Source organism: Ruegeria sp. CRTD044 (assembly GCF_059613485.1).
This window is the reverse complement of the sequence record NZ_JBXWSP010000019.1, coordinates 362,627-386,401: the sequence shown is the minus strand read 5'-3', so window position 1 is coordinate 386,401 and position 23,775 is coordinate 362,627. Positions and strand designations below refer to the sequence as shown.

25 protein-coding genes, 1 tRNA gene and 1 riboswitch are annotated in these 23,775 nt (G+C 58.7%); of the genes, 11 read left to right on the top strand and 15 right to left on the bottom strand.

Annotated elements, in window-relative coordinates; all coding sequences use genetic code 11:
• Positions 1–90: 90 nt before the first annotated feature.
• Complete coding sequence (locus AC2FNL_RS18175) at positions 91–531, bottom strand: 6,7-dimethyl-8-ribityllumazine synthase (protein ID WP_480696088.1); 441 nt, start codon at positions 529–531, stop codon at positions 91–93.
• A gap of 117 nt (positions 532–648) precedes the next feature.
• Positions 649–803, bottom strand: a riboswitch (FMN riboswitch).
• Positions 804–857: 54 nt separating this feature from the next.
• On the opposite strand from AC2FNL_RS18175, the gene AC2FNL_RS18170 reads away from it, so the two are divergent.
• On the top strand, positions 858–1,472 hold the full coding sequence (locus tag AC2FNL_RS18170) for an FMN-binding negative transcriptional regulator (protein ID WP_496834598.1): 615 nt from the start codon (positions 858–860) through the stop codon (positions 1,470–1,472).
• A gap of 17 nt (positions 1,473–1,489) precedes the next feature.
• Here AC2FNL_RS18170 and AC2FNL_RS18165 read toward each other — a convergent pair whose 3' ends face one another.
• The gene (locus tag AC2FNL_RS18165; protein ID WP_496834597.1) at positions 1,490–1,933 is read right to left on the bottom strand and encodes a c-type cytochrome; all 444 of its coding nucleotides are present in this window, start codon (positions 1,931–1,933) and stop codon (positions 1,490–1,492) included.
• A gap of 461 nt (positions 1,934–2,394) precedes the next feature.
• On the opposite strand from AC2FNL_RS18165, the gene petA reads away from it, so the two are divergent.
• The 6 genes from petA (at position 2,395) to AC2FNL_RS18135 (ending at position 6,663) form a co-directional block, all read left to right on the top strand.
• The gene (gene petA, locus AC2FNL_RS18160; protein ID WP_093964025.1) at positions 2,395–2,955 is read left to right on the top strand and encodes a ubiquinol-cytochrome c reductase iron-sulfur subunit; all 561 of its coding nucleotides are present in this window, start codon (positions 2,395–2,397) and stop codon (positions 2,953–2,955) included.
• 12 nt (positions 2,956–2,967) lie between these two features.
• On the top strand, positions 2,968–4,299 hold the full coding sequence (gene petB / locus AC2FNL_RS18155) for a cytochrome b (RefSeq protein ID WP_093964026.1): 1,332 nt from the start codon (positions 2,968–2,970) through the stop codon (positions 4,297–4,299).
• A gap of 18 nt (positions 4,300–4,317) precedes the next feature.
• On the top strand, positions 4,318–5,103 hold the full coding sequence (locus tag AC2FNL_RS18150) for a cytochrome c1 (protein WP_093964027.1): 786 nt from the start codon (positions 4,318–4,320) through the stop codon (positions 5,101–5,103).
• Between the two features lie 208 nt (positions 5,104–5,311).
• Entirely contained in the window at positions 5,312–5,563 is a 252-nt protein-coding gene (locus AC2FNL_RS18145) for a PepSY domain-containing protein (protein WP_170588276.1), read from the top strand.
• A gap of 6 nt (positions 5,564–5,569) precedes the next feature.
• A complete protein-coding gene (locus tag AC2FNL_RS18140) occupies positions 5,570–6,145 on the top strand; it encodes a cytochrome b/b6 domain-containing protein (protein ID WP_496834596.1) in 576 nt (191 codons plus the stop codon).
• On the top strand, positions 6,142–6,663 hold the full coding sequence (locus tag AC2FNL_RS18135) for a helix-turn-helix transcriptional regulator (RefSeq protein WP_170582370.1): 522 nt from the start codon (positions 6,142–6,144) through the stop codon (positions 6,661–6,663). Before AC2FNL_RS18140 ends, AC2FNL_RS18135 begins: the two co-directional genes overlap by 4 nt.
• A gap of 6 nt (positions 6,664–6,669) precedes the next feature.
• On the opposite strand, the gene mtaB is transcribed toward AC2FNL_RS18135, so the two are convergent.
• Together mtaB and dapF are read right to left on the bottom strand one after the other, a co-directional pair.
• A complete protein-coding gene (mtaB, locus tag AC2FNL_RS18130) occupies positions 6,670–7,926 on the bottom strand; it encodes a tRNA (N(6)-L-threonylcarbamoyladenosine(37)-C(2))-methylthiotransferase MtaB (RefSeq protein WP_496834595.1) in 1,257 nt (418 codons plus the stop codon).
• Positions 7,923–8,765: a diaminopimelate epimerase gene (gene dapF / locus AC2FNL_RS18125; protein WP_496834594.1), complete on the bottom strand. Its 843-nt coding sequence runs from the start codon at positions 8,763–8,765 to the stop codon at positions 7,923–7,925. Before dapF ends, mtaB begins: the two co-directional genes overlap by 4 nt.
• Positions 8,766–8,976: 211 nt before the next feature.
• On the opposite strand from dapF, the gene AC2FNL_RS18120 reads away from it, so the two are divergent.
• The 3 genes from AC2FNL_RS18120 (at position 8,977) to AC2FNL_RS18110 (ending at position 11,767) form a co-directional block, all read left to right on the top strand.
• Positions 8,977–9,052, top strand: a tRNA-Lys gene (locus tag AC2FNL_RS18120).
• 395 nt (positions 9,053–9,447) lie between these two features.
• Positions 9,448–9,897, top strand: a complete 450-nt coding sequence (locus AC2FNL_RS18115; RefSeq protein WP_496834593.1) for a hypothetical protein — start codon at positions 9,448–9,450, stop codon at positions 9,895–9,897.
• Between the two features lie 331 nt (positions 9,898–10,228).
• Positions 10,229–11,767: a ShlB/FhaC/HecB family hemolysin secretion/activation protein gene (locus AC2FNL_RS18110; RefSeq protein WP_496834592.1), complete on the top strand. Its 1,539-nt coding sequence runs from the start codon at positions 10,229–10,231 to the stop codon at positions 11,765–11,767.
• Between the two features lie 1,845 nt (positions 11,768–13,612).
• On the opposite strand, the gene AC2FNL_RS18105 is transcribed toward AC2FNL_RS18110, so the two are convergent.
• Positions 13,613–15,307 (bottom strand): sulfatase-like hydrolase/transferase, encoded by a 1,695-nt coding sequence (locus AC2FNL_RS18105; RefSeq protein ID WP_496834591.1) that lies wholly within the window; start codon positions 15,305–15,307, stop codon positions 13,613–13,615.
• A 141-nt stretch (positions 15,308–15,448) separates the two neighbouring features.
• Positions 15,449–15,691: a hypothetical protein gene (locus AC2FNL_RS18100; protein WP_496834590.1), complete on the bottom strand. Its 243-nt coding sequence runs from the start codon at positions 15,689–15,691 to the stop codon at positions 15,449–15,451.
• Between the two features lie 141 nt (positions 15,692–15,832).
• On the opposite strand from AC2FNL_RS18100, the gene AC2FNL_RS18095 reads away from it, so the two are divergent.
• Positions 15,833–17,182, top strand: coding sequence for a hypothetical protein (locus AC2FNL_RS18095; RefSeq protein ID WP_496834589.1), 1,350 nt, complete (start codon positions 15,833–15,835; stop codon positions 17,180–17,182).
• Positions 17,183–17,415: 233 nt separating this feature from the next.
• On the opposite strand, the gene AC2FNL_RS18090 is transcribed toward AC2FNL_RS18095, so the two are convergent.
• From AC2FNL_RS18090 to AC2FNL_RS18050, 9 genes are all read right to left on the bottom strand, one after another.
• Complete coding sequence (locus AC2FNL_RS18090) at positions 17,416–18,048, bottom strand: tyrosine-type recombinase/integrase (protein ID WP_496834588.1); 633 nt, start codon at positions 18,046–18,048, stop codon at positions 17,416–17,418.
• 105 nt (positions 18,049–18,153) lie between these two features.
• Positions 18,154–18,306 carry a hypothetical protein gene (locus AC2FNL_RS18085; protein WP_496834690.1) on the bottom strand — a complete coding sequence of 51 codons (153 nt, stop codon included), beginning with the start codon at positions 18,304–18,306 and terminating at the stop codon, positions 18,154–18,156.
• A gap of 240 nt (positions 18,307–18,546) precedes the next feature.
• On the bottom strand, positions 18,547–18,933 hold the full coding sequence (locus tag AC2FNL_RS18080; RefSeq protein WP_496834587.1) for a tyrosine-type recombinase/integrase: 387 nt from the start codon (positions 18,931–18,933) through the stop codon (positions 18,547–18,549).
• A complete protein-coding gene (locus tag AC2FNL_RS18075; protein ID WP_496834586.1) occupies positions 18,879–19,187 on the bottom strand; it encodes an Arm DNA-binding domain-containing protein in 309 nt (102 codons plus the stop codon). The genes AC2FNL_RS18080 and AC2FNL_RS18075 overlap by 55 nt, the downstream gene beginning before the upstream one ends.
• A gap of 268 nt (positions 19,188–19,455) precedes the next feature.
• Complete coding sequence (locus AC2FNL_RS18070) at positions 19,456–19,989, bottom strand: DUF3833 family protein (RefSeq protein WP_170419852.1); 534 nt, start codon at positions 19,987–19,989, stop codon at positions 19,456–19,458.
• The gene (locus tag AC2FNL_RS18065) at positions 19,986–20,603 is read right to left on the bottom strand and encodes a DUF3833 domain-containing protein (RefSeq protein ID WP_093964038.1); all 618 of its coding nucleotides are present in this window, start codon (positions 20,601–20,603) and stop codon (positions 19,986–19,988) included. The genes AC2FNL_RS18070 and AC2FNL_RS18065 overlap by 4 nt, the downstream gene beginning before the upstream one ends.
• On the bottom strand, positions 20,600–21,823 hold the full coding sequence (locus AC2FNL_RS18060) for an MFS transporter (protein WP_496834585.1): 1,224 nt from the start codon (positions 21,821–21,823) through the stop codon (positions 20,600–20,602). The genes AC2FNL_RS18065 and AC2FNL_RS18060 overlap by 4 nt, the downstream gene beginning before the upstream one ends.
• Positions 21,823–22,359 (bottom strand): hypothetical protein, encoded by a 537-nt coding sequence (locus AC2FNL_RS18055; protein ID WP_496834584.1) that lies wholly within the window; start codon positions 22,357–22,359, stop codon positions 21,823–21,825. The genes AC2FNL_RS18060 and AC2FNL_RS18055 overlap by 1 nt, the downstream gene beginning before the upstream one ends.
• Positions 22,310–23,644, bottom strand: a complete 1,335-nt coding sequence (locus tag AC2FNL_RS18050) for an NAD(P)/FAD-dependent oxidoreductase (protein WP_496834583.1) — start codon at positions 23,642–23,644, stop codon at positions 22,310–22,312. Before AC2FNL_RS18050 ends, AC2FNL_RS18055 begins: the two co-directional genes overlap by 50 nt.
• Positions 23,645–23,775 lie beyond the last annotated feature (131 nt).

Below are 23,775 nucleotides of genomic sequence, written 5' to 3'. Positions count from 1 at the left end.
CGTGCTCCTTTGAGGGTTGTGATTAACGGCGAGAGCCTGCCGCCTCAAGCGGATTTGCGGTTGGGGCATCACTGCCCCAACCCGGTGTGCCTAGGCCGCACGCGTCAGTGAGGCGCGGGTTTCGACGATTTTCAGCGCCGCCCGGGCCGCCTCGCGCCCCTTTTCCACGAAATGCGCGCGGTAGATGGCGGTGTGATGGTCGGTTTCCTGGTACTGGTGCGGCGTCAGCGACACCGACAGGACCGGTACGCCGGTCTCGAGCCCCGCGCGCATCAGCCCATCAACGACGGCCTGCGCCACGAAATCGTGCCGGTAGATGCCGCCATCGACGACAAAGGCCGCGCAGGCTACGGCGGCATAGCGGCCCGTCTGGGCCAGGTCGCGGGCCAGCAGGGGCATTTCGAACGCGCCCGGCACGTCAAACACATCGACCTGATCGGCGGGGATCAGCTCCAGAAAACCGTCCAGCGCGCGGTCGACGATATCGGCATGCCAGTTGGCTTTGACGAAAGCATAGCGGGTGTGTGTCATCGTGATCTCCTTTCAGCTTGGTGGCCTGCTGGCGGGGGCAAACGGTTTCGCTGCCAGCGCGGCATGACACGTCACCCAAGGCGATCACGGACAGACGCGCCCTTGGCGGGGCGCGCTGCTCGTTCTCTTTCATCCGGACTGTAACCGTCGGCTCTGGCTTCTCACCAGATCTGCTGACACTCTGCCGGTTGGATGGCAGAGCCGCTCGCGGGCTGGCGGGCCTGTGCCCGCATACCGCCGGTGGGGAATTCCGCCCCGCCCTGAGAACGGCGCGACCTTGCCAAGCGTGCGCGCGATCTGCAAGACCTGTCTGAAGGAGGACGGCCATGCACCCCAACCCAGCCTTTCGCGCCGAGGACCGCGCGCGCCATGTGGAGTTTGCCCGCAGCCGGGGGTTCGGCGTACTGGCGCTGTCGGTCGACGGCCCGCCATTGATCAGCCATGTGCCCTTTCTGCTGTCCGAGGATGGCGCGGTGGCCGAACTGCATCTGGTGCGGTCGAATCCGATCGTGCGGGCGCTGGCCAACCCGAAGGAAGCGCGGATCGCGGTTCAGGGGCCCGACGGTTATGTCTCGCCCGATTGGTATGGCGTCGCGGATCAGGTGCCCACATGGAACTATGTGGCGGTCCACCTGACCGGCCGACTGGAATTGCAGCCCCAGGACCGGCTGCGCGATCTTCTGGATCGGCAATCGGCCTTTTTTGAGCAGCGGCTGCAGCCCAAACCGCCCTGGCGCGCCGACAAGATGGACCCGGCGGCGCTGGAGCGCATGATGCGGATGATCGTGCCCTGCCGCATGCAGATCACCCAGATCGACGGCACCTGGAAACTGAACCAGAACAAGCCTGAGGCGGCGCGGCTGGCCGCGGCCGAGAATGTCGAGCAGTCCGGGATCGGCAACGTGCTTGGTCAACTGGCTGCTTTGATGCGGGACAGTTGACCGGCGCCGGGTTGGGTTCAGTCGGTGAACGTGGCCAGATAGGCGGCGATATCCTCGGCACCTTTCTTCAGCTTGACGCTCATGTTCGGGCGGGCAGTGTCGTCGTTGAGGAAGTCCTGGATGAACCCGATCGGGTCGCGGGCATAGGCGGCGATGTTCTCCTGCGTCCAGACCAGACCGTTTTCACCGGCGCGGATCATGTCATCGGTGAACATCCCGATGGGCAGCCGTTCACTGCCGTTCAGATAATCGTTTTCGGTTCCTGCGGTCCTGCCGACCACGCCATAGAGATTCGGGCCGGTGATGCCGCCTTTGATCAGAACCTCGCCATCCTTGATGATGGCGTGACAGGACGAGCAGCGGTTGTAGAGTTTCTCACCGCGCGCGGCGTCGCCTTCGGCAGCGGCCTGGTGTGCGGCGGTGAACGCGAGCAGCAGAATGGCGTTTTTTGACAAAGTCATTTGGGTCCTCATTCAGATCGGTCGCGCGCCCGCCGCCTTTGCGTGAAAAACCCCGGGGTCGCAACCGGGAAATTCACCACAAAGAAATCTAAAAAATGATTTCAAAATAGATGTTTACATGAAAAAAAATGACCCGGAACCGCGCGGTCCGGTTGCTGTCGTGTGTGCCACGCGCCGGGCACCCGAGTGAACAGATGCCCGACCGGGCCGGGGGCGAAGGGTCAGAGAATCACCTGCGAAGTGATTCGCGCCTTCGAACGGCGTTTTTCGCAACACCCGAGGAAGTTCTTGAAAAATGACCCCTTCATTGTGACATGAATGCCCAGATGCGGCGTAGTGCGCGCCTATGACCGCTGGACGAACCGATTTCCGCCAGCTAGATACCCGCGATGAGACGCCGCTTTGATGCGGTGCTGATGCATGTTTGCCCGTAGCCGGGCGCTGGAATCGGAGAAAACCTCGTGTCCCACGCAGAAGACCACGAAGGCACCCGCAGAGATTTCCTCTACTACGCCGCCGGCGGCGCAGGTGTCGTTGCAACGGGAGCCGCCGTGTGGCCCCTGGTCAACCAAATGAACCCCTCGGCAGACGTTCAGGCGCTGTCCTCGATCCGCGTGGATGTCAGCGGCGTCGAGATCGGCACCCAGATCACGGTCAAGTGGCTGGGCAAGCCCGTCTTCATTCGTCGCCGTACCGAAGAAGAGATCAACTGGGGCCGCGAAGTGCCGCTAGAGGATCTGCCGGATCAGAACGACCGGAACGAAAACAAGCCGAACCTGCCCGCGACCGACGAAAACCGGACGCTGGACGAAGCTGGCGAATGGCTGGTGATGATGGGCGTCTGCACCCATCTGGGCTGTGTTCCTTTGGGCGACGGCGCTGGTGATTTCCACGGGTGGTTCTGCCCGTGCCACGGATCGCACTACGACACGGCGGGCCGTATCCGCAAAGGTCCCGCTCCGGAAAACCTGCATATCCCGGTCGCCGAGTTCCTCGACGAAACCACCATCAAGCTGGGTTAAGGAGGCGCGCTCATGTCCGGTATCCCGCACGATCACTATGAACCGAAGACCAACGGCGAGAAGTGGCTGAACAGCCGTCTGCCCATCGTCGGTCTTCTATACGACACTTTGATGATCCCCACCCCGAAGAACCTGAACTGGATGTGGATCTGGGGCATCGTCCTGACCTTCTGCCTGGCGTTGCAAATCGTCACCGGCATCGTTCTGGTGATGCACTATACCCCGCATGTCGATCTGGCCTTTGCCAGCGTCGAGCACATCATGCGCAACGTAAACGGCGGCTACATGCTGCGGTACCTGCACATGAACGGCGCGTCGCTGTTCTTCGTGGCGGTCTATATCCACATCTTCCGCGGCCTGTTCTACGGATCGTACAAGGCGCCGCGCGAAGTGACCTGGATCATCGGCATGCTGATCTACCTGATGATGATGGGCACCGCCTTCATGGGCTATGTTCTGCCTTGGGGTCAGATGTCCTTCTGGGGCGCCACCGTGATCACCGGCCTGTTCGGCGCGATCCCCTTCGTGGGCGAAGCGATCCAGACCTGGCTGCTGGGCGGACCGGCCGTCGACAACGCGACGCTGAACCGCTTCTTCTCGCTGCACTATCTGCTGCCCTTCATCATCGCAGGGCTGGTCATCGTGCATATCTGGGCCTTCCACACCACCGGCAACAACAACCCCACGGGTGTTGAAGTTCGCCGCACGTCGAAAGCCGAGGCCGAGAAAGACACGCTGCCGTTCTGGCCCTATTTCGTGATCAAGGACCTGTTCGCGCTGGCCGTCATCCTGGTCGTGTTCTGGGCAATCGTCGGCTTCATGCCGAACTACCTGGGCCACCCGGACAACTACATCGAAGCCAACCCGCTGGTCACGCCCGCGCACATCGTGCCCGAATGGTACTTCCTGCCGTTCTACGCGATCCTGCGTGCCTTCACCAGCGAAGTCTGGGTCGTGCAGTTCGCCAGCTTCATCACCGGTGGCATCATCGACGCCAAGTTCTTTGGTGTTCTGGCGATGTTCGGTGCAATCCTGGCGATGGCGCTGGCGCCGTGGCTGGACACTTCGACCGTGCGTTCGGGCAAGTACCGCCCGATGTTCAAATGGTGGTTCTACCTTCTGGTCATCGACTTCTTTGCCCTGATGTGGCTGGGTGCGATGCCGGCGGAAGAACCCTATGCGACCTTCTCGCTGATCGCGTCCGCCTACTGGTTCGCCTATTTCTTCGTGATCCTGCCGATCCTGGGTGTCATCGAAAAGCCCGATGCCCAGCCGGAAACCATCGAAGAAGACTTCAACGCGCATTATGGTAAGGCTGACGCCGACGCCACGCCGGCCGAGTAAGAAGAGGGACCGGAAACCATGTTCAAGAAACTTGCAATCGGTGCCGCGTTTGCCATCGCCCTTGCTCCTGCTGCGGTATCCGCAGCGGGGGGCGGCGAGCAGCATATCGAGGACTTCGACTTCTCGTTCGAAGGGCCCTTTGGCGCTTACGATCAGAGCCAGCTTCAGCGCGGCCTGCAGATCTATACCGAGGTTTGCGCGGCCTGCCACGGTCTGAAATACGTTCCGCTGCGCGACCTCACGGCGCTGGGCTACTCGGAAGAAGAAGTCATCGCTTATGCCGCCGGCACGTTCGAGGTGTTCGATCCCGAGCTGGACGATTTCCGTCCGGCCGCGCCGACCGATCACTTCCCGGCCAACGATGCCGTGGGCGCACCTGACCTGAGCCTGATGGCCAAGGCGCGTGCAGGCTTCCACGGCCCCTACGGTCTGGGGATCAACCAGCTGGTCAAAGGCATGGGTGGCGCTGAATACATCGCCTCGTTGCTGGACGGCTATACCGGCAAGGAAAAAGAAGAGGCCGGCACGATCCTGTACGAAAACACCGCTTTCCCGGGCGGCTGGATCTCGATGGGTCCGCCGTTGTCTGACGAACAGGTCGAGTTTGCCGACGGACACGAAAACACCGTCGAGGCCATGTCCCAGGACGTCGCTGCGTTCCTGATGTGGGCCGCCGAACCGAAAATGATGGATCGCAAGGCCTCGGGCTTTGTCGGGGTACTGTTCCTGACCATCATGTCGGTGCTTCTCTACCTGGTGAACAAGCGTCTGTGGGCGCCGGTCAAAGGCAAAAAGTCGGTCTGACCTAAAGGTCACCTGCAATAGCAAGACAACCCCGCGCACGGCGCGGGGTTTTTTCTTTGTACGGTCGGAAACTCGCCGAACTGGGCATCAGCGCGGGCTTATTCACAGCATTTAAGCGGAATGCGCATGGCGTCGGCGGGGCCGGGCTGCTCAGGTTTTCGACAGCGTCAGGTGGTCTGACGCAGGATCGAAATCGAGGAGACCCGACATGAAACTACCCATACTTGCAGCCGCGTTGCTTGTGGCCACTCCCGTTCTGGCTCTGGATCTGGCGCCGGATACGGAACTGGGCAAGACCGAGGCCGAGGTGCGCACCGCTCTGACCGAGCTTGGCTATGACGTGCGCAAGATCGAAATGGAGGACGGTGAAATCGAGGCCTATGTCGTGAAAGACGGACATATGGCCGAGGTCTATGTGGATCCCGCGTCCGGCAAGATCCAAAAGATCGAGGACAAGTGACCGGAAATGTCTGAGTCCATCCAGCACCAGGGCGGGCGCGAGGGCGCCCGCACCATCCGGGTCTGGGACCCTTTGGTCCGCCTGATCCACTGGTCGGTGGTTCTGGGCATTCTGCTCAACGTCGCTGTGACCGACCCCGAGGGGCTGCTGCATGAATATGTCGGATATGCCGTTCTTGGGCTGGTTCTGGTGCGCCTGACCTGGGGCGTCCTTGGGCCGGCACCGGCCAGGTTCTCGGCATTCCCGTTCAGCCCAAATGCCGCGGTCCGCCATGTGCGTGAGATCGTACGGGGCGACCGGTTGGTTCACCTGTCGCACAATCCACTGGGCGCGCTGATGGTCTACAACATCTGGATGACGTTGGGCGTCATCTGCGCCACAGGCATCATGATGGGTACCACGGCCTTCTTCGGGGTGGGTTGGGTCGAGGATGCGCACGAGCTGGCGTTCAACTGGCTGATTCTAAGCGTTGTTCTGCACGTGCTTGGCGTGCTTTTGGACCAACGTCGAACCGGTGTCGCTCTGGTCAAAGCCATGGTATCAGGGGACAAGAATACTCCTGATGGCTGGTCGACCAAATGATCAAATGGATCACCGAAAACCTGCGGTCCGGCGATGCGGATGCACGCCGGGCCGTTCTGATGGCGGCGATGATCGTGGTTCAGGGTCTATGTGCCGCATTCTACATGGGCGATGCCATTCTGGACCTCGATGGCAGCGAGCCTCTGGCGCATCTCGTTTTGGAATCCCTGGTCGCGACCGTCCTTTGCCTTGGCGTCCTGTTCTTCATGCTTGAGCTGCGCAGGTTGCTGGCGCGAATGGACCAGACAAAACAAGGCCTGCGCGCGGCGCAGGGAGAAATGAGCGCCGTGATCGACACTTTCTTTACCCGCTGGGGTCTGACCAGCGCCGAGCGCGAAGTGGGCCTGTTGATCCTCAAGGGCGTCGACAATGAGAATATCGCCCGGATCCGAGGCCGCGCCGTGGGTACCGTTCGCGCGCAATCGGCTTCGATCTATGGAAAAGCCGGCGTGGACGGGCGGGCCCAACTGATCAGTGTTTTCATGGAAGAGCTTCTGGCGACTGACGGGCCGGCCTGAGAGGCGTCAGGCCACCAGTTGCTGATCGCGAACCCCGGTGATGGCGGCAGTGACGATCTGCCCTTCGGGTTGCGCGTTCGCAAATGTCACTTCGGTGAACTGCTCGGTCCGGCCCATGAGAGAATTCTCCATCAGAATGTGATGGGTCTTGCCCAGTTGGGCCGCCAGGTGCCTGGCTACCTGCGTATCACCCGCCTCACGTAGCCTGGCCGCACGTTCCTTTATGACCTTGCCGTTGACCTGCTGCGGAATGCGCGCCGCCGGCGTGCCTTCTCGCTTGGAATAGGGAAAGACATGCAGCCAGGTCAGGTCGCAGTCGGTGACCAGTTTCAGCGAGTTCTCGAAATGCGCCTCGGTTTCCGTCGGAAAGCCCGCGATGATGTCGGCGCCAAAGGTGATCTCGGGGCGCAGCTTGCGGGCCTCTTCGGTGAAGCGGATGGCGTCGTCGCGCAGGTGGCGGCGCTTCATCCGTTTCAGGATCAGATCGTCACCATGCTGCAGCGACAGGTGCAGATGCGGCATCAGGCGTGGCTCGGTCGCGATGGCCTGCATCAGGTTCTCGTCCACCTCGATCGAATCGATCGAGCTGATGCGCAGGCGCGGCAGGTCCGGCACCAGTTTCAGGATGCGCATGACCAGATCGCCCAGCTTGGGGCTTGCCGGCAGGTCGGCGCCCCATGAGGTCAGGTCGACCCCGGTCAGCACCACCTCGTTATAGCCCCGGTCCACCAGCCGCTTGATCTGGTCCACCACCACGCCCGCCGGGACGCTGCGCGAGTTGCCGCGGCCATAGGGGATGATGCAGAAGGTGCAACGATGGTCACAGCCGTTCTGGACCTGCACATAGGCGCGCGATCGGGTGCCGAACCCGTCGATCAGATGGCCCGCGGTTTCGGTGACCGACATGATGTCGTCGACCTGAACCGCTTCGGTCTCGCCGATGAAATCGGCGGCCATGCTCTTCCAGGTCTCGGGGCGCATCTTTTCGGTATTGCCGATCACCGCATCGACCTCATCCATCGTGGCAAAGGTCTGCGGTTCGGTCTGGGCCGCGCAGCCGGTCACGATCAGGCGCGCATTCGGGTTCTCGCGGCGCAGCTTGCGGATCTCCTGCCGGGCCTTGCGCACGGCCTCGGCGGTGACGGCGCAGGTGTTCACGATTACCGCATCGGTCAGCCCGGCCTGCTGCGACAGCTCTTTCATCGCCTCGGTCTCGTAGGCGTTAAGCCGGCAGCCCAGCGTGGTGAATTTCGGCGGGTTCATCCCAGCGACTCCAGAAATTCGGGCGTCAGCGTGCCCGAGAAGACATGGCAGGTGGGGCCGGTCATCCAGACGCCGTCCTCGCGCCAGTCGATCCAGATGGTGCCGCCGTCCAGCTCGATCTGCACCTTGCGCCCGGTCAGGCCACGCCGCGCCGCCGCCACGGCCGTGGCACACGACGACGAGCCTGAGGCCAGCGTGATGCCCACGCCGCGTTCCCACACCCGCATGCGGATGTGATCCGGGCCGATGATCTGGGCGATTTGCACATTGGTGCGCTGCGGATAGAGCGGGTGATACTCATAGCGCGCGCCGAATTCCTCCAGCGGAATCGCCTCGGCATCCTCGACGAAGAAGGTGCAATGCGGGTTGCCCATGCCGGTGGCCACCGGCCCACCTTCGATCGGCAGTTCCAGCGTATCCACCTCTTCGGCCAGGGGGATGTCGGCCCAGTCCAGCTGCGGGTGCCCCATGTTGACCGAGGTCAGCCCGTCGCCCGCGTCCCGCGCCTGCAGCGTGCCGTGGCTGGTGGTCAGCGTCAGTTCGGATTTGCCGCTTTCCTGCATCAGGAACCAGGCGATGCAGCGGGTGGCGTTGCCGCAGGTGGCCGAGATCGACCCGTCGGCATTGTAGAACACCAGATGCGCATCCGATTCGCCGTTTTCGATGACGGCCAGCTGGTCGAATCCGACTCCGAACTGCCGGTGTCCGATCCCGCGCGCCAGCGCCGGCGTGATCTGCACCGGATGCGCGCGCGCGTCCACAATGACGAAGTCATTGCCAAGCCCGTGCATCTTCATGAAGGGCAAACCGGTGTCGGATCGTTGTTGCATGGCGGGCATATAGCCTTGCCGCAGACATGAATCCAGCCCGGCGCGAAGATTCCTGAAAAAAGGGGTTGACCCCCCGCCGCCTCAACCCTAATTAGGCCGCCTATCGGGACGCCGGGAACACATTGATTTCAGGCGGAACGCGGTGCGAAAAAGGGCTTGTACCCGGTCGGGAAAATGCCTTAGACAGCGCCACGGATCGCAACGATCCGACGAAAAGAGTGGGCCGTTAGCTCAGTTGGTAGAGCAACTGACTTTTAATCAGTGGGTCGCAGGTTCGAATCCTGCACGGCTCACCACTTTTTCAAAGACTCACGAGGCGATCTCGTGCCAGGCGCTCCTTTCAGGTAAGCACAGGGTAAGCGACTGAGCCCATATTTCCCTTTACATTCGCCCGAGGGTTGCATGCCTTTGCAGGCAAGGGAAGAGCTGATGGGACACATCAGGCTTGGCACGTTGCCTCGGTCCAAGAAGTGGCGCGAGGTCGTTGATTTGATCGCAACCGATGCGTCGGTCGAAGAGATCGCCGAGGCCGCAGCGGATGCATCTGAGAGCGATTTCGCACTGGCGAGTCGTGACCCCAGGTTTCAGTTTGTAAGTGATCTCCTCGTGAGGCTGCCTGTGCTTGCAAGGGCTCCGGGCTTCGAAGACGCTTTGGCTGACTTGGGCATTGCGACGTCGGAACTCAGTTACAGTGACCGGCTTGCTGGCCGGTTTGGATCGTGCCGTTGATCGCAACAGCTTCGATCTCCGAGGATCTTCCGATGTAGGAAAATTGGCGAAGGTTGCGCTGCGGGAAACCCTGTCCATTCAGCTGCGCGACCGGTTGCCAACCCTGTTTGAACCGACACCGCAGGAAATCCGTAGGACACTTGCGAGTTTTGCCTCGGGAGATGAATTTGCGAGGCTCGCGCGAGATTTCTTTGCCCGGCTAACTTACCGCTCTCTGGACTACTGCCTTAGCCGGGAACTCGCCAATCATACCGGCGAGGATCGACGCTTTTCTACCGACGCACAGCGTGTTGCTTTCCAGCAGGCGCTCTCCCAGCACACCTTTGAAGTTTCAAAATTGTCGAAGAGTATGCGGGCGGTTGGTACGGCAAGACCGTCTGGCAGAAACAAGCACTTGATCGTGATAAAATAGACAAGTTCACAGCTTACGCATTCAAAAAGATGCGCTCAGAATTTGGGCGTCGTCGCGCAAGTCGTCGTGCTCTCATCCGCGTTCAGCGAGGCTGGGACACAAGTCACAGTTGGTGTCGGAGAGGATCGGGCTCCGTGGAATTGTATCGCCTACAGTGATGGCGCGACAGCCGGTATCGAGTTCCCGGGCGACGAAGGCGCATTGTGACCTTTCAGGTGTGTATCCGGAAAGCACCAACCATGATCAAATTTGAATAGCGTCAAGTTCACACATGCGCACGTCGTAATAAGATTGGGCTTGAACATGCCCGATTTCCGTAAGGTTATGAAAAATGCGCGTATTCAGCTCGGTTGTATTTGCGATCATTTGCACTGTTATAGCCGTCGTATCAGTTCCAAAATACGGCATTGCCCAAACTTGGGACATCGCATCCCGGCACTCCGTCAGCGGCGTAACGGTATATGATGCGGATGAGTTGCTAACTTATGCCGGCCAATTGGCCTTCAATCGGTCAGGTCGCATCACGGCGGACGGGGTCGCATCAACGATCACTCAAATCTACCGAGAAGACGGTTATTTCTTGGCTGAGGCCTGGCCTGGACCCGATGGGCAGAGAATAGTTGTGGATGAAGGGCGCATTCAAACCATCGAAATTGAAGGTGTAGATACGCGCACGTTCCAAACCTTGGAAAAGATCTTTCGCCCACTCACCACCGCATACCCGATAACTCTCAAACAATTTGAGCGGGCGGTCATGTTAGCCGAGGACATACCCGACTTGGACGTGTCGACCGAACTTGATTACCCGGATCAGGCTGGCGCTCGGTTGAGGGTACTGGGAGAACCTCTGCGCAAACAAGCCGGTAGTGCGACACTCGACAACCCTCCGCGTGAGCTGGGAGAAGCGCTCAGCTTCTATGTCGTACAAGAGTTTTATTCGACGCTGACCGTCGGGGATTTGCTGCGATTTGAGGGGTCTGGCAACTACAATTGGGACAAAGACGACGAACACTCTTTGTGGGGCGCTGTTACCTATCGCACGCCGCTGAACAGCGATGGTCTGTACGGTGAGGTTTTCTACGGAAACATAAACGCAAAACGTGATCTCTCGGGGGAGTTTGCAAGAACAGATGTTGATGGCGAGAACTTCACCGTCGCGTTGGGATACCCCGTGATCCGCGATGTGGCCCGTTATGGATATCTTCTGCTGGATTATCGCCTTTCCGAAGCGGACTCAGTCAGTGGCGGCGTGCCATTATCCAGTGACGCAGGTGTCGTCGGCCTAACGTATCTCTATGGGCAAAACTATTCAAAAGGGCAAACTTTGGAGGCGGGATTAACCTTATCGTTTGGCAACAATAATACGACGGACGCGAATTTTGACGACGGCGACTCCTCATTCTGGCATCTACGGGGCGGCATTGGATACGAAAGCCCGCTTACGGGCTTGTCGCCCAACACAGCGTGGCGCACTGAGATCTGGGGCCAGTTCACAACCGACCGGCTGCCCTCGGTAGAGGAGTACTTCCTTGGTGATCGTTATGCTTTGCGCGGATATCGTTTTGACGAGGTTGACGGTGATTCTGGGATCTCCGCGGTTTTCGAAGTCTCTCATTCCTACTTCCCCAGGTCCCAGAGCATACATCGCTTGACGCCCTTTGCCTTTTTCGACGTGGGTTACATCTCGAACAATGAACCTGCGAGTTTTGAAGTTGAAAGTGCTACACTGGCATCGACTGGTCTGGGTTTGGACATTGAGTTTAAGCAGAACCTATTCTTGTCCGGATATGTCGGTGTTCCTTTGAGGGACGGTCCTTTGACCGACTCTGGCGATCCTGGCGCGTATCTTGCTCTGACAACAAGTTGGTGAGGATGTTATGAAACGGAACCGCATTGCTTTACTTTCCGCAGCTTGTTTGATTGCTGGACTGGCCGCCACGCAGGTCTTTGCCCGCGGAAACCAATACGGTTGGTGCCGAGGCGTAGGGAACCTACACCAGTCCGGCCAAGGATGCGGGCAGACCGGTGGGCAAGGGCCAGGCAATCAAATTACCGGCCCAACGCAGCCGGTGGCAAATCAATTGCCACCTCGAGGAACGCCGCAAACGCCCACGTCCGTTACAGTGCCGGTCCTTGCACCGGGCGCGGTACCGAACGCAATTCCCGGTCGGGTTCCTATCGCGACGCCAATAGCGGTTCCCGGTCAGGTTCCAACGCCGATCGTAGCGCCGACACTAGCTCCGCCATTGGTGCCAAACCCGACACCAAACCGGGTTCCGACGGCCGTTCCCAATCCGGTTCCGCCGTTGGCTACCGGACCGACTGCTGTGCCGCCGCAAGTTCCGACTGCGACTCCCAATCAAGTTCCGATAGCTGTCCCTGGCCAGGTTCCGCCTCAACCCAATGTGCCGCCCTTGGTGCCGACAGCAACACCTAACCAAATACCAGTCGCTGTCCCTGGCCAGGTTCCGCCTCAACCCAATGTGCCGCCCCTGGTGCCGACAGCAACACCTAACCAAATACCAGTCGCTGTTCCTGGTCAGGTTCCGCCTCAACCCAGCGGTCAAACTGCTGTGCCACCGCTCGTTCCAACCGCGACTCCCAATCAGGTTCCCACAGCGGTCCCTGGCCAAGTTCCACAGTTGACACCAAAACCTACGGCAACTCACGTGGCCGTCCCAGGACATCCAAAACCACAAGGCGTCGTGACAGTTATGCGCCCAAAGCCAAGGCCGACGACCGGTACTGTCCAGCCAACTGGCACAACACAGGTGACCCACCATTTGACCCACCAAAGCAATTCAAAGAAACACGATCATGTTGCAGCAACACCTGGACGGCATGACCCGCACGACTTACCCAGGTTCCGCAACGCAGCGGCCAAGGAAAACTGGGAATGCGTTGCCAGCGGATTTGGACAGCGCCGTTACGATGCAGGGCGTGGTGTATTGCTGAACAGCGGAGCGTTGCGGCACCTAGGAAACGTGGACGCTATGGCGCGGGATGTACCAGCACGGCATCCAAAACATTCTGGGTGCATTATTTCGGTTAAACGAAAACAGCGCTGAAGCTTGTCTGGTAGCTATTGCTCGGACAATGAGGTCAATCGACCAATATCGTCTGGTTTGGTGGAGTTTGTATTGCCCTTATTCCCCTAGCACTAACGTTGGCTGACGTAGCCCAACAATCCTCAGTACCTAAGTTTTGTCAAACTAGGCCAACAATCTAAAGCGCCGCACTTCCAAGAGGGGTCTCCGGCTATCTGGGCCGGTCTGGTTAGGCGAGCAAAAGCTTGAACGGCACCTTTGTAAAGTCAGATTTCAGCGCATTTCTGTAATTGGGGAGCCACGCGGCATCAATCAATCGGGCTCAAAGCGGTCGTTCGTTTCAGTCCCCACGAACGACCGTTATGCGGGACGAAGCTGCCGAATTCTCGGAAAATATTAATGTCTGCTATGTGCCATTGGAGTTAGCATCACTCACGCTCGTGACATTGACATTCGGCATCAGATGTTTGCATCGGCCGCAACAGCCGCAGCGCCCATCACATTGGGTTCATCCTGGACTTAGAGAGACCTACGTCAGGCATAAGGCTGGGTTATCGGTGTCCAACGGTGGCAGTGCGGGCTTACCCAAATTATGTGAAGGTACCGCAACGAAACGAGAAGGTGTGCCAGACATAAGCCTAACCAATCCAGCACACCCTTAGTTTTGCTTAATCGACGCCCCAATCGGTCTCGAATTCATGGAAGGTCTTCGAACGTTCCATTACGGCTTCAACATTGAATGGAACTTCCTCGTTGGTGAACCGGTGTTTGGATGCCGCAATGGTTTCCGGACGAGCGTTGACAATTCCGGTCAAAGGCAGGCCCGTTGCTTCATCAATATTGGGGTATTTTTCCATCCAGATCTCGTGACGCGCTCTCATAGCGTTGAACATGCCCTTGGTTGGGAACATAGGGAGCATTTGGCCCTGTACTTCCCTGGAGTCATTGTAGAGATCATAAAAAGATGGACCGCTAAGTCCCGGCTTTTCATCTACCCAATGACGCTTGAACCGGCCTTTGACAGCCGCCGCGTAGATCTCCCCAGTATAGATGTGGACATAATCACGCCGACTGTAGGAGTCACCGTTTAGAAACAGCGACGTTTGATCGACCCCGTCGATGATGCGGTCGGCTGGAATGTTGTCCATCGCCCCGCCAAGGCGGGCGAATGTGGTGAACAGATCTGAGATGTGAACAATATCCCCAATGGATTGGCCCGGTGCAATCATACCTGGCCACCGAGCCATGGCTGCAACCCTGACACCACCTTCAAGGTAGTCGCCTTTGCCCCCGCGAAAAAGCGTCTCAACCATGCCGGGAGGGCCGTTGTGCGTCATCGGACCGTTGTCCGCCATGAAAATCAGCAACGTATTTTCGGCGATACCCAGCTCTTCCAAACGAACCATTAGATTGCCCACCCATGGGTCGAGGCGTGCCAACCCTTCTTGCAGAAGGCCGCCTGATACGGTTTTCTTTTCCGGGTAGGGTGTAAATGCAGTGAGGCTTGGCCAAAAAGATACGTAGAAGGGTTGTTTTGCGGCGGCGTTTTTCTCGATAAACGCCATGGTTCGCTGTTCTTCCTGGGAAATCGCTTCATACCAATTCGCGACGTCCGTCGGCGGAAGGAACTCTCTGACTTCTCCGCCTTTTGTGCCCTCAAGGTGCCAAACAGTCCCCTTGGGACGCCACCCCTTGTCCATGTCATAAGGATCTTCAGGGAATAGCTCGGGGCTAAAGGCCGTCGGTGCAATGGCCCCGGCAATTTCAGGCCCAGGAAGATACATACTTGGTACTTGGTTGTACGGTGTCCACAATGCCTCGTCGAAACCCTGGTTTGTGGCATAGCTTTCTTCGACATCCCCAAGGTGCCACTTGCCAAAGAATGCAGTTGCGTAACCGGCTTCGCTAAGCACTTCGCCTATTGTGACTTCATCCGCCGCGAGACCGCCATACTCATATGGGAAGCCTACGTTGAACATGCCGTTTCTGGTCGGCATGCGGCCTGTCATGGCGGCGGATCGACTTTGTGTACACGCGATCTCGGAATACATCCGCATGAAGTTGATGCCTTCAGCTGCGAGTTCGTTGATATTTGGTGTCGAGAATCCACGTATAGACTGAATTTCCGGTATTCCGATCTCACCAACTGCTGTGTCATCAACCATGATGTGGATGATGTTTGGCGGCGCGCCGAACTTGGCTTCGAGAGCAGCAAGTTTTTCCTGAATCTCAGCATCTTCCATGGACCATTTTTCAGCATGCTGAGCTTCCAGCACATAGTGTTCTGCGCCATGAACGACGTCGGCGCTCTGTGCAGCTGCCGTGGTCACCACCCCGCACGTCAGCGCCAGAGCGCTGACCATCGGTCGCATCCGGGATGAGTTTGTAGTTCGTTTCGTCATAATTCCCTCCTGTCATTGTATAAAGATGCCATGATCCGTTCGGGGCTTGCGGCCCCAAGGGAAAACTCCCGAAGGTGTCCCGGCATGTCGTGATTTACGCACTCACGTACTTTTGGACACTTCATTGGACATGGTGCGAAGCAGCCTCTCAATTTCCCTTCGGAGATCTTCGAAGCTGATGATCAGGTCTGTGGTTGTGTCATCCAAGTCGCCGAACCGCTTGTTGACCTCACCCAAAATGATCTCGAAGTGCGCGCAAATTTCGTCAAATCCTACGTCCGTTTTTCGAAGCGCACGCAAGCGGTCGATGCAGTCAGGAAAAATTGTTTCTAACGTTTCGGTCAATGCGCAACCTTGCGTGCAGAATTCTAATCTGCCTCCAAAAAACACAGGCAGCGCTGCTCCGCTACGTATGTTACGGTGGTGTTACGGTAAGAGACGGCTCAATTATCGGTGGATTCTGACATTCCGGCCGGGTGAAAAAAAGTGACAGAACTAACGCTCACTGAACCAACAAAGTTGCAAATCCAGTCCGCTTTGCAGTGCGTAGTCGACAGCGCCACCTTTGCAGATGCCAACAGGTTAAAGTCTTTTCTCCGGTACATCGTTGAAGAGACCTTGAGTGGTCGCGGGGCAAACATCAGAGCAAAACTAATCGCTTCGGATGTGTATGGCCGCCGTCCGGAAGACGGAGTTGAACAAGAAGCAATTGTGCGCGTAGACGCCGGCCGACTGAGGCGCAGGTTGGACGTTTACTATTCCGATGAAGGCAAGAGAGATCCAGTCAGGATCAAAGTTCTCTCCGGGGGGTACTGTCCGACATTTGAGGTTATGCAGTATGTGGATCCGGAACCTACAGTTCAGACCCAACGTTTCAGACCAGGGAGTCGGGCACTATTACTTACCGCACTCTTGGCGACTGGCTGTCTTGCTTTCGCATTGGGGTGGTATGGCAGAGGCGCATCAAGTGATTTGCAGTCGACAGAGCAGGCGGTAGCTACGTCGAACGCAGTTATCGAAGAACGCATCGTCAGAAGTTCCGTAAATCAGGTGTCGTCTGCATCACTGCTTGCCAGAACATTCGTGGAAGAAGCTCACGAATTGATCTTCCCGTCAATCGATGGAGCCAGGCTGGAGGCTGCTGAAATCCTCTGTCAGCGCGCCATTGAGCTTTCGCCAGAGCTGTCTACGGGGCACAGCTGCGACGCTTTTGCACAGGCTTATCTCGCTTTTGTTACGCCTCAGGGTGACGTGCGCAACTCCCGGCTTTTGCGTGCCAAGAAAGCAGCGGCAGCGGCACTCCGGATCGACCCAGCGGACGCATTCGCCCAAATGGCAGATGCGTGGACACGATTTGTCGATGGGCAGCGCAAAACCGCAATTGATCGCGCGCGCGCGGCCATTGCAATGGCACCGGAGGAGGACTTCCTTCAGAATTTTTTTGGGATGATGATGGTGTTTGACGGCCAAGGGGAAGAGCTTGTGCTATCGTCTGTTCCCGGGTCGGGTCAGCCGAATGCTTCGAACCGTTATCACCCCTTCATTCTGGCAGGTGCTTTTTTTCAGGTTGGTGACTATCCGGAGGTGATAACGGCAATTGAAGCTGCCGTGGAGGTCGAGGGCCGCACCAGTGCTTTGATCACAGCTATTCGAATTGCCGCCCACGAAGCCCTTGGCAACGAAAGCGCCGCCGAAGCCTATGCCGCGAACCTGGTAACATCCTGGCCTGGCGCTAAACATGAAAACCTACTCTTGATGCTTTTCAGCAATGAGGCGGATGCGATGGCGATATCAACACGAGTAGATAGCGCCATCAAAAAGCTGGGAAACCAATGACGTGTTTGCAAGCTTCAAGTCACCGACTTTGAACTCTCTAGGTACAATTCCTGTCATCAATAAGGGCGGAGGACATGTGTGACGCGCACTCACTGATCGCCTAAATTTCTCCGTTTGTTGCCATTCGAACGGCGTGCAGCAATCGGTGCTCTGGGCTCTGAGCGGAAGATGAACCGGAGAATTCGAATGTCTGCTTGGGAGCAGCGAGCGGGAGATCCCGCCCGCCTATTTCGTTAAAGATCGATACGTTCGGCAATACTCAGTGCGTCTTCAAGCTCGACACCAAGGTAACGCGCCGTACTGTCCACTTCGCTGTGACCGAGCAGAAGTTGAACGGCACCTAGGTTCCCGGTCTTTCTGTATATCAAAGCCGCTTTGGTGCACCTAAGCGAATGCGTGCCGTAGCTGGACGGATCGAGACCAATCGCTGACACCCATTCCCGAACAAGCCTAGCGTATTGCCGGGTCGAAAGATGCGGTAAAGCATGCATACGACTCGGAAATAGATACCGTTGTCCATGCATGTATTGAGAAGAGACCCATTGCGACACGACTTCACGTGTATTCTCCGTCACTTCAAATTGCGCCGACTTTGCAGTTTTGCTTTGAACAACGGAAACCCGATCGCGAACAGTGTTGCCAACGGCAAGATCGTTAACCCTCAGGCGGACGAGATCGCACCCGCGCAACTTGCTATCGATGGCAAGATTGAACAATGTCAGGTCTCTCAGCTTGTTTGCAAGTTCGAGCCGAGCGCGAATGGCCCAAACTTGCTTTGGCTGCAATGGTCGCTTTTGTCCACATAGTCTGCCTTTGTTCCAGGGCGGACCACGCGTTGTGACAACGGGAAGTAGAGATTTGGACATCTTAGATCTCCGTCCATTCCCTTCCGCCCCGAACATCGACACTGTGTCGGCAGCTGCAGTCTAATTGTCGCTCGCGAGTCTTGAGCAGAGGAAAGCTCTCAGGTTTCAGGAACTACGACCGCCGATCTTCTTATCCATAACATCCGCTGCCTGCCGCAATGGGTCATCTGCGAGGTGCGCATGGCGTTGCGTGGTGGACGGGTTCGTGTGTCCAAGTAACCGACCGACTATAGGCAGACTCAGACCGCTGGAAACCAGATGCGACGCATGTGTATGCCGATTGTCGTGGATACGGTAGTCTTGAAGACCTGCAGATGTGGTGAACTAGCTCCAAAATTTCTTCAGATCCTTGTACGGTTGGTCCGGAGAGCGTCTCGGAAACAACCAACGACTTTCAGGAGATGCCCCTGCTTTCATTGCCGCAAGCAAATCACAGGTTGCTGACGAAATCGGCAGGTGCTCTCGTCGCTTTTGCTTTGTGTGGTGCGACGGCTTTGTTCAGACCGCGCGATCCAAATCGAAGTCTTCCCATTTTGCCTTCAGCACTTCGCCGATCCGTGCGCCAGCCAGGAGTTGCACGCGTATAGCGTTGGCTGCAACCTGATTTGGATGCTCTGACAGAGCCACCAAAAGCCTTTGCAGCTCATCGTCTGACAGCCAGCGATCCCGCTTTTTCTCGGGAAACTTTTCTATACCGCGCGCCGGATTGTCAGAACGCTGACCCCAGCGCACAGACAGTTCAAACATTTTCGACATGAGGGCCAGAGTGCGATTGGCTTGATATGGCGTATCACGCATTTGATTGTGAAGCTTTTGACCATGCTGACGCGTCACTTCGATGCCTTTAAAGTCCCCAAGCTCGGGGAGAATGTATCGGTCCAGCATCGACCGATCATTCCGAACACTACCGGGACGTTTCGTTGGCTCCGCATGTTCGGTCTGTTTTGCTCCGCAAGTGAGTTCACCGTTGGTGAATGCCTGAGCGTTTGAGCATCCGCGACAGGATCTCCGCCGCGCACCACGTCAGCAAGAAGCGCGCGTGCCATTTCGCGGGCGGCGCCCAAAGACAAGGTCGGCCCATATCGCCCAAGTGTCTTGCGTTTCGACCGTCCGGTTTGTTGCTGAAATGCGATCGACACTTGATTTTGTTAGTCTGGCATTGGGCGTATTGCATCCAGATGACTTAGGTAGCATCGGGTAAGCAAAATGCGGGGAGTTGGGGAGAGCCTTGTAGCAACCACAGCGCGTGAATACTCCGATTTTGCAGGGGAGTACGCCACTCAATCGAACTGCCCATAATGCTGTCGAAAAAAGAGAAATAAGACTCTTAATCAGTGGGTTGCAAGTTCGAATCCTGCACGGCTCACCACTTTTTCCAAAGATTGATCAGGACGCGGCGCGGTGCGTTCACTTCTTTTCGAAGAACAGCACGACTTCGCCCAGCCGTATGCCAAAGCGCGAGACATAGGCGCGGTTCAGCAGGCGGTCGTCGTCCAGCAGCCACATCCAGTCGTCGAAATCGACGCGCATCGTTCCGTCCTTCACCGGCAGGTCGATGCGGTATTTCCAGTTGAACGTGTCGCCGCGCTCGGTTCCCGACGCGGTGCCCAGAACGCCGGGCGCGGTGCCGGTCCAGGTATCCTCGCCGGTTTTGGTCAGGGTCCAGATGCGCTGTTCCGTGGCGCCGTCATCATAGACGAAATCCTCGACCAGGGTCAGCGTCTGGCCGTCCCATGTCCCGTTGATGTCGACCGTGAACCGGCGCGGGATGTTGCCCAGAACGTCCTGGAACTGCCCATAGGCCACGGTGTGGCCCTCAAAGAACTCTTCGAGGTTCAGCTGGCGGTCCGACAGAAAAGTGGTCGGAACTTTTGGTTTGAAGGCACAGGCCGCCGTCAGCAGCAGGCACGCGAAGGCCAGTCGTTTGATGAGATGGGTCATTGCAGGGCCCTCGGGTCGGCGGTGCGGTCATGACCGTTTGCACCGGGCACATGCGCGGCCTTTTCCGGCGGGGCGGGGCGCATCGTGGCGACAAGCTCGGCCACCTTCAGGCCGAACTTGCGCATCTCCGAGCGGTTCATGATCGCCCCGCTCTCGGTCAGGTACATCCAGTCTGTCACATCCAGGGTATGGCCCCCGGCGTCTTCGGGCAGAACGATGCGATAGGTCAGCTTGACCGTCGCGCCCGAGATCACGCCGCGGCCTTCGCCGACGATGTCGTCGGCGGTTGCGGTAAAGCTGTTGCCTGTGCCCATGGTCAGGTACCATTTGCGGGTCATCTGCTTGCCGTTCGAATAGGTGAAATACTCGGTCAGGGTACCGGAATTGCCGTTCCATTCCCCGATCATTCGCGCCACGAAACTGTTCGACATCTTGCCGGTCGGGCCATAGATCAGCCCTTCGGACAGGATTTCCCCGTTCAGATTATCCTTCAACGAGAAATCGGGGCCGGTTCCGGCATAGTCCGACGGCGATTGCGCGCGAAAGCTGAGAAGGCGGGTTTTGACCGCGATCAGGGCCAATACGGCCAGTGCGGCAATCAGAAGGAATGTCATTTTTCGGGTACCTCTGTAGGCAGCGTCAGGACCATTCCGAACGCGCCGAGTTTCAGGATGCAGGGCAGCACGGCATAGGCCAGGTTGAGCGTTTCCAACGCCTGCGCCGAATTCGTCTGACCGGGCACGAAGCCGCTGCGCTCCAGCAGCGGAAGGGTGAAGAATGCGGCCAAAGCCAGCCCCAGTTTGCCGGCGAATGACCAGATGCCGAAGGCGGCCGAAGCATTCAGCCCCGCGCGTGTCAGCACCACCGAGAACATGGCCGGCAGAACCACCATGTCCGCCCCCAGCGCCGCCCCCGACGCCAGGCAGATCACCGCGAACCCGACCAGGTTGCCGGGCGCCAGCATGGCCGCCCCGACAAAGCCCAGAATGGCCAGCGGCATCGCGATGATCAGAGTCTGTTTCGGGCCAATCCGGTTGCTGAGCCGCGCCCAGAGCGGCACTGTGGCCCCGGCGCTGAGGAAGAACAGGATCAGCAGCGGCCCGGCCTTGCCCGGCAATTGCAGCCGGTCCTCGACGAAGAACAGGAACAGTGTCGAGGTGATCGCAACCGGCAGGCTGTTGACGAGCGCCAGCGCCAGCAGACGCAGGGCCCCTGCCTGACCCAGCCCGTCGAACGACAACCCCTGACCGGTGATGGGCGCGCGCCGCCAGATCGGCAATGTCAGCACTATGGTGACCACCGCCAGCGCGCCCAGAAACAGCCCGAAGGCCGGATAGCCCTGCGCGCCCGCGCCCAAGGCGACGAACAGCGCCGGTGCGCTGGCGGCCAGGACCACGCCTGCCAGTTGCCCGCCCTCACGAAAGGCGGCGAGCGTCATCAACTCGCGCGGGGTGGCCTGTTTTGCCAGCGTCGCGCTGCGACCATAAAGCAGGATCGTGCCCAGGCTGTAGGCGGAAAACAGCAGGATCAGGATCGTCACGAGGGCGCCGACGCTCGCCCCCTGCGGCAGTGAGAACAACAGCGGAAAACCCACTGCCAGACCCCCTGCGGCCAAGACGGCAAAGCCCATCTGCCCGCCGGGCCAGCGGTCAATGGCCCAACCGATCAGCGGGTCTTGCACCAGATCCACCAGCCGGATCAGCAGCAGAACCGTACCGATCACGCCCAGGCCGATCCCGAGGTTCACTGCCGCGAAACGCGGCAGATGGATGTAGAGCGGGATACCCGCCGCAGCAAGCATCAGCGCATAGAGGCTGACACGCGGATACAGCATCACTGACCCCGCAGCTGTCGCGTAAAGGCGGCGGACCGGGTGTTGTTGCCCAGAAAGATCGACATGAAACTGCGCTTGATCCCCGGATAGGAGAGGGTGCAGGTCTTGCGCCCGTTGCGCCAGAACTCGATCGCGTCGGGGCCTTTGGTGACGGCCAGATAGCTGTCACCGCCACCGACCGCCTGATAACAGGTTTTCAACTGCGCCTCGATCGGGGCGCTGTTGCCCTGCCGAGCCATCTCGTCCAGCGTGGATTCGATCAGCGCCTTCTGCTTCAGCGATTTCCGATAGGTCAGCTTCAGGCCGAAATCCTGCGACCAGCTGAGCGGGCCGCCGCCTTTGGTGAACAGCTGCGCGTCGTAGATCGGCAGGCCGAGGAACCGGAAGGTGGCGGTGCCACGCAGCTCGGCATCGGGCAGCACGTTGGTGACGGGTGTGGCCGCCAGCCCGGCAGGGGCCAGCAGAACCAGGCTCAGGATCGCGGCGTTACGGGCTGGCCGTAACCGGGACAGCGACGCTTGGATCAGGTATCGCATTTTCAGCTCCGATGGTTTGCGGATCGCCGTTCAACAGCCCGACAACATGCATCGCGCTGGCGATTCCGTCTTCGTGGAACCCGTGCCGGTTGTAGGCGCCGGCGAACCAGGTCCGGTTGCGGCCCTGCATTTCCCGGATCTGGCCCTGCGCTTTCAGCGCGGCCTTGTCGAACACCGGATGGGCAAATTCCACCTCGTCATAGATCTTGTCGGGCGCGATGTCGGAGGACGGGTTCAGGGTGACGAACAGGGGGTCGCTTTCGGGGATGTTCTGCAACCGGTTCATCCAGTAGGTCACGCCCACGTTGCCCGCCTGCGAGCGGTAGGTCCAGCTGGACCAGCAGGCGCGGCGGCGCGGCATCTGGCTGGGGTCGCAGTGCAGGACCGCGCGGTTGGGCTGATAGCGGATCGCGCCGAGGGCCGTGGCCTCTTCGGCGGTGGCGTTCTGGCCCAGAATGGCCAGCGACTGGTCGGAATGGGTGGCCAGGATGATCTCGTCATATTGATCCGAGCGGCCTTGCGACTGAACGGTCACGCCCAAGGCGTCGCGTTCGACGCTCGAGACCGGTGCGCCCAGGCGGATGTCGCAACCCCGGCCGCGCAGAGCGGATTCGATCCGGCGGACATATTCGATGCTGCCACCCTTTACGGTCCACCACTGGTGCTGGGCGCCGCGTTTGCTGGACAGCAAGGCGTGGTTGCGGAAGAACTGCACCAGCGACCGTGCCGGGAACTGATCAACGAACTCTACCGGCGTGGACCAGATCGCGCCGCACATCGGCATCAGGTAATTGTTGCGGAACCAGTGGCCCAGCCGCATCTGGTCAACCAGTTCACCAATCGTGGTGTCATCATCCCGAGCGGCCTCGGGCGCTTCTTTGCCAAAGCGCAGGATGTCGGCGATCATCTTGTAATACGATGGCCGCACTAGGTTGCGCTTCTGCGCGGTGATGGTGCGCAGGTTGTTCAGGCCATATTCAATTCGACCATTGTCGATGGTGGCGCCAAAGCTCATCTCGCTTTTGATGACCGGCACGTCCAACTCACCGAACAGCTTGGTCAGATAGGGATAGGTGGCATAGTTGAAGACGATGAATCCGGTATCGACCGGTTGGTCGCCGTTGCGCCCGGCCATCACCGTGCGCGCATGTCCGCCCAGACGGGGCTCGGCCTCGTACAGGGTGACGTCGTGGCTTTCCGACAGGTAATAAGCCGCTGATAATCCTGAGATGCCTGCGCCTACAATTGCGATTTTTTTCCGTACGCCCCGGGTTTCGTCGAACATGCCATCCTCTTTATGCGACATTTTACAATAAGATACGCAGGGTAGGCCGGAGCGGATCAAATCCCGGCCATGTTTTTCCCTGTTTCCCACTGATCGGCGGGCAGTGCGTCAGGATTGCATCAATCGCGGTT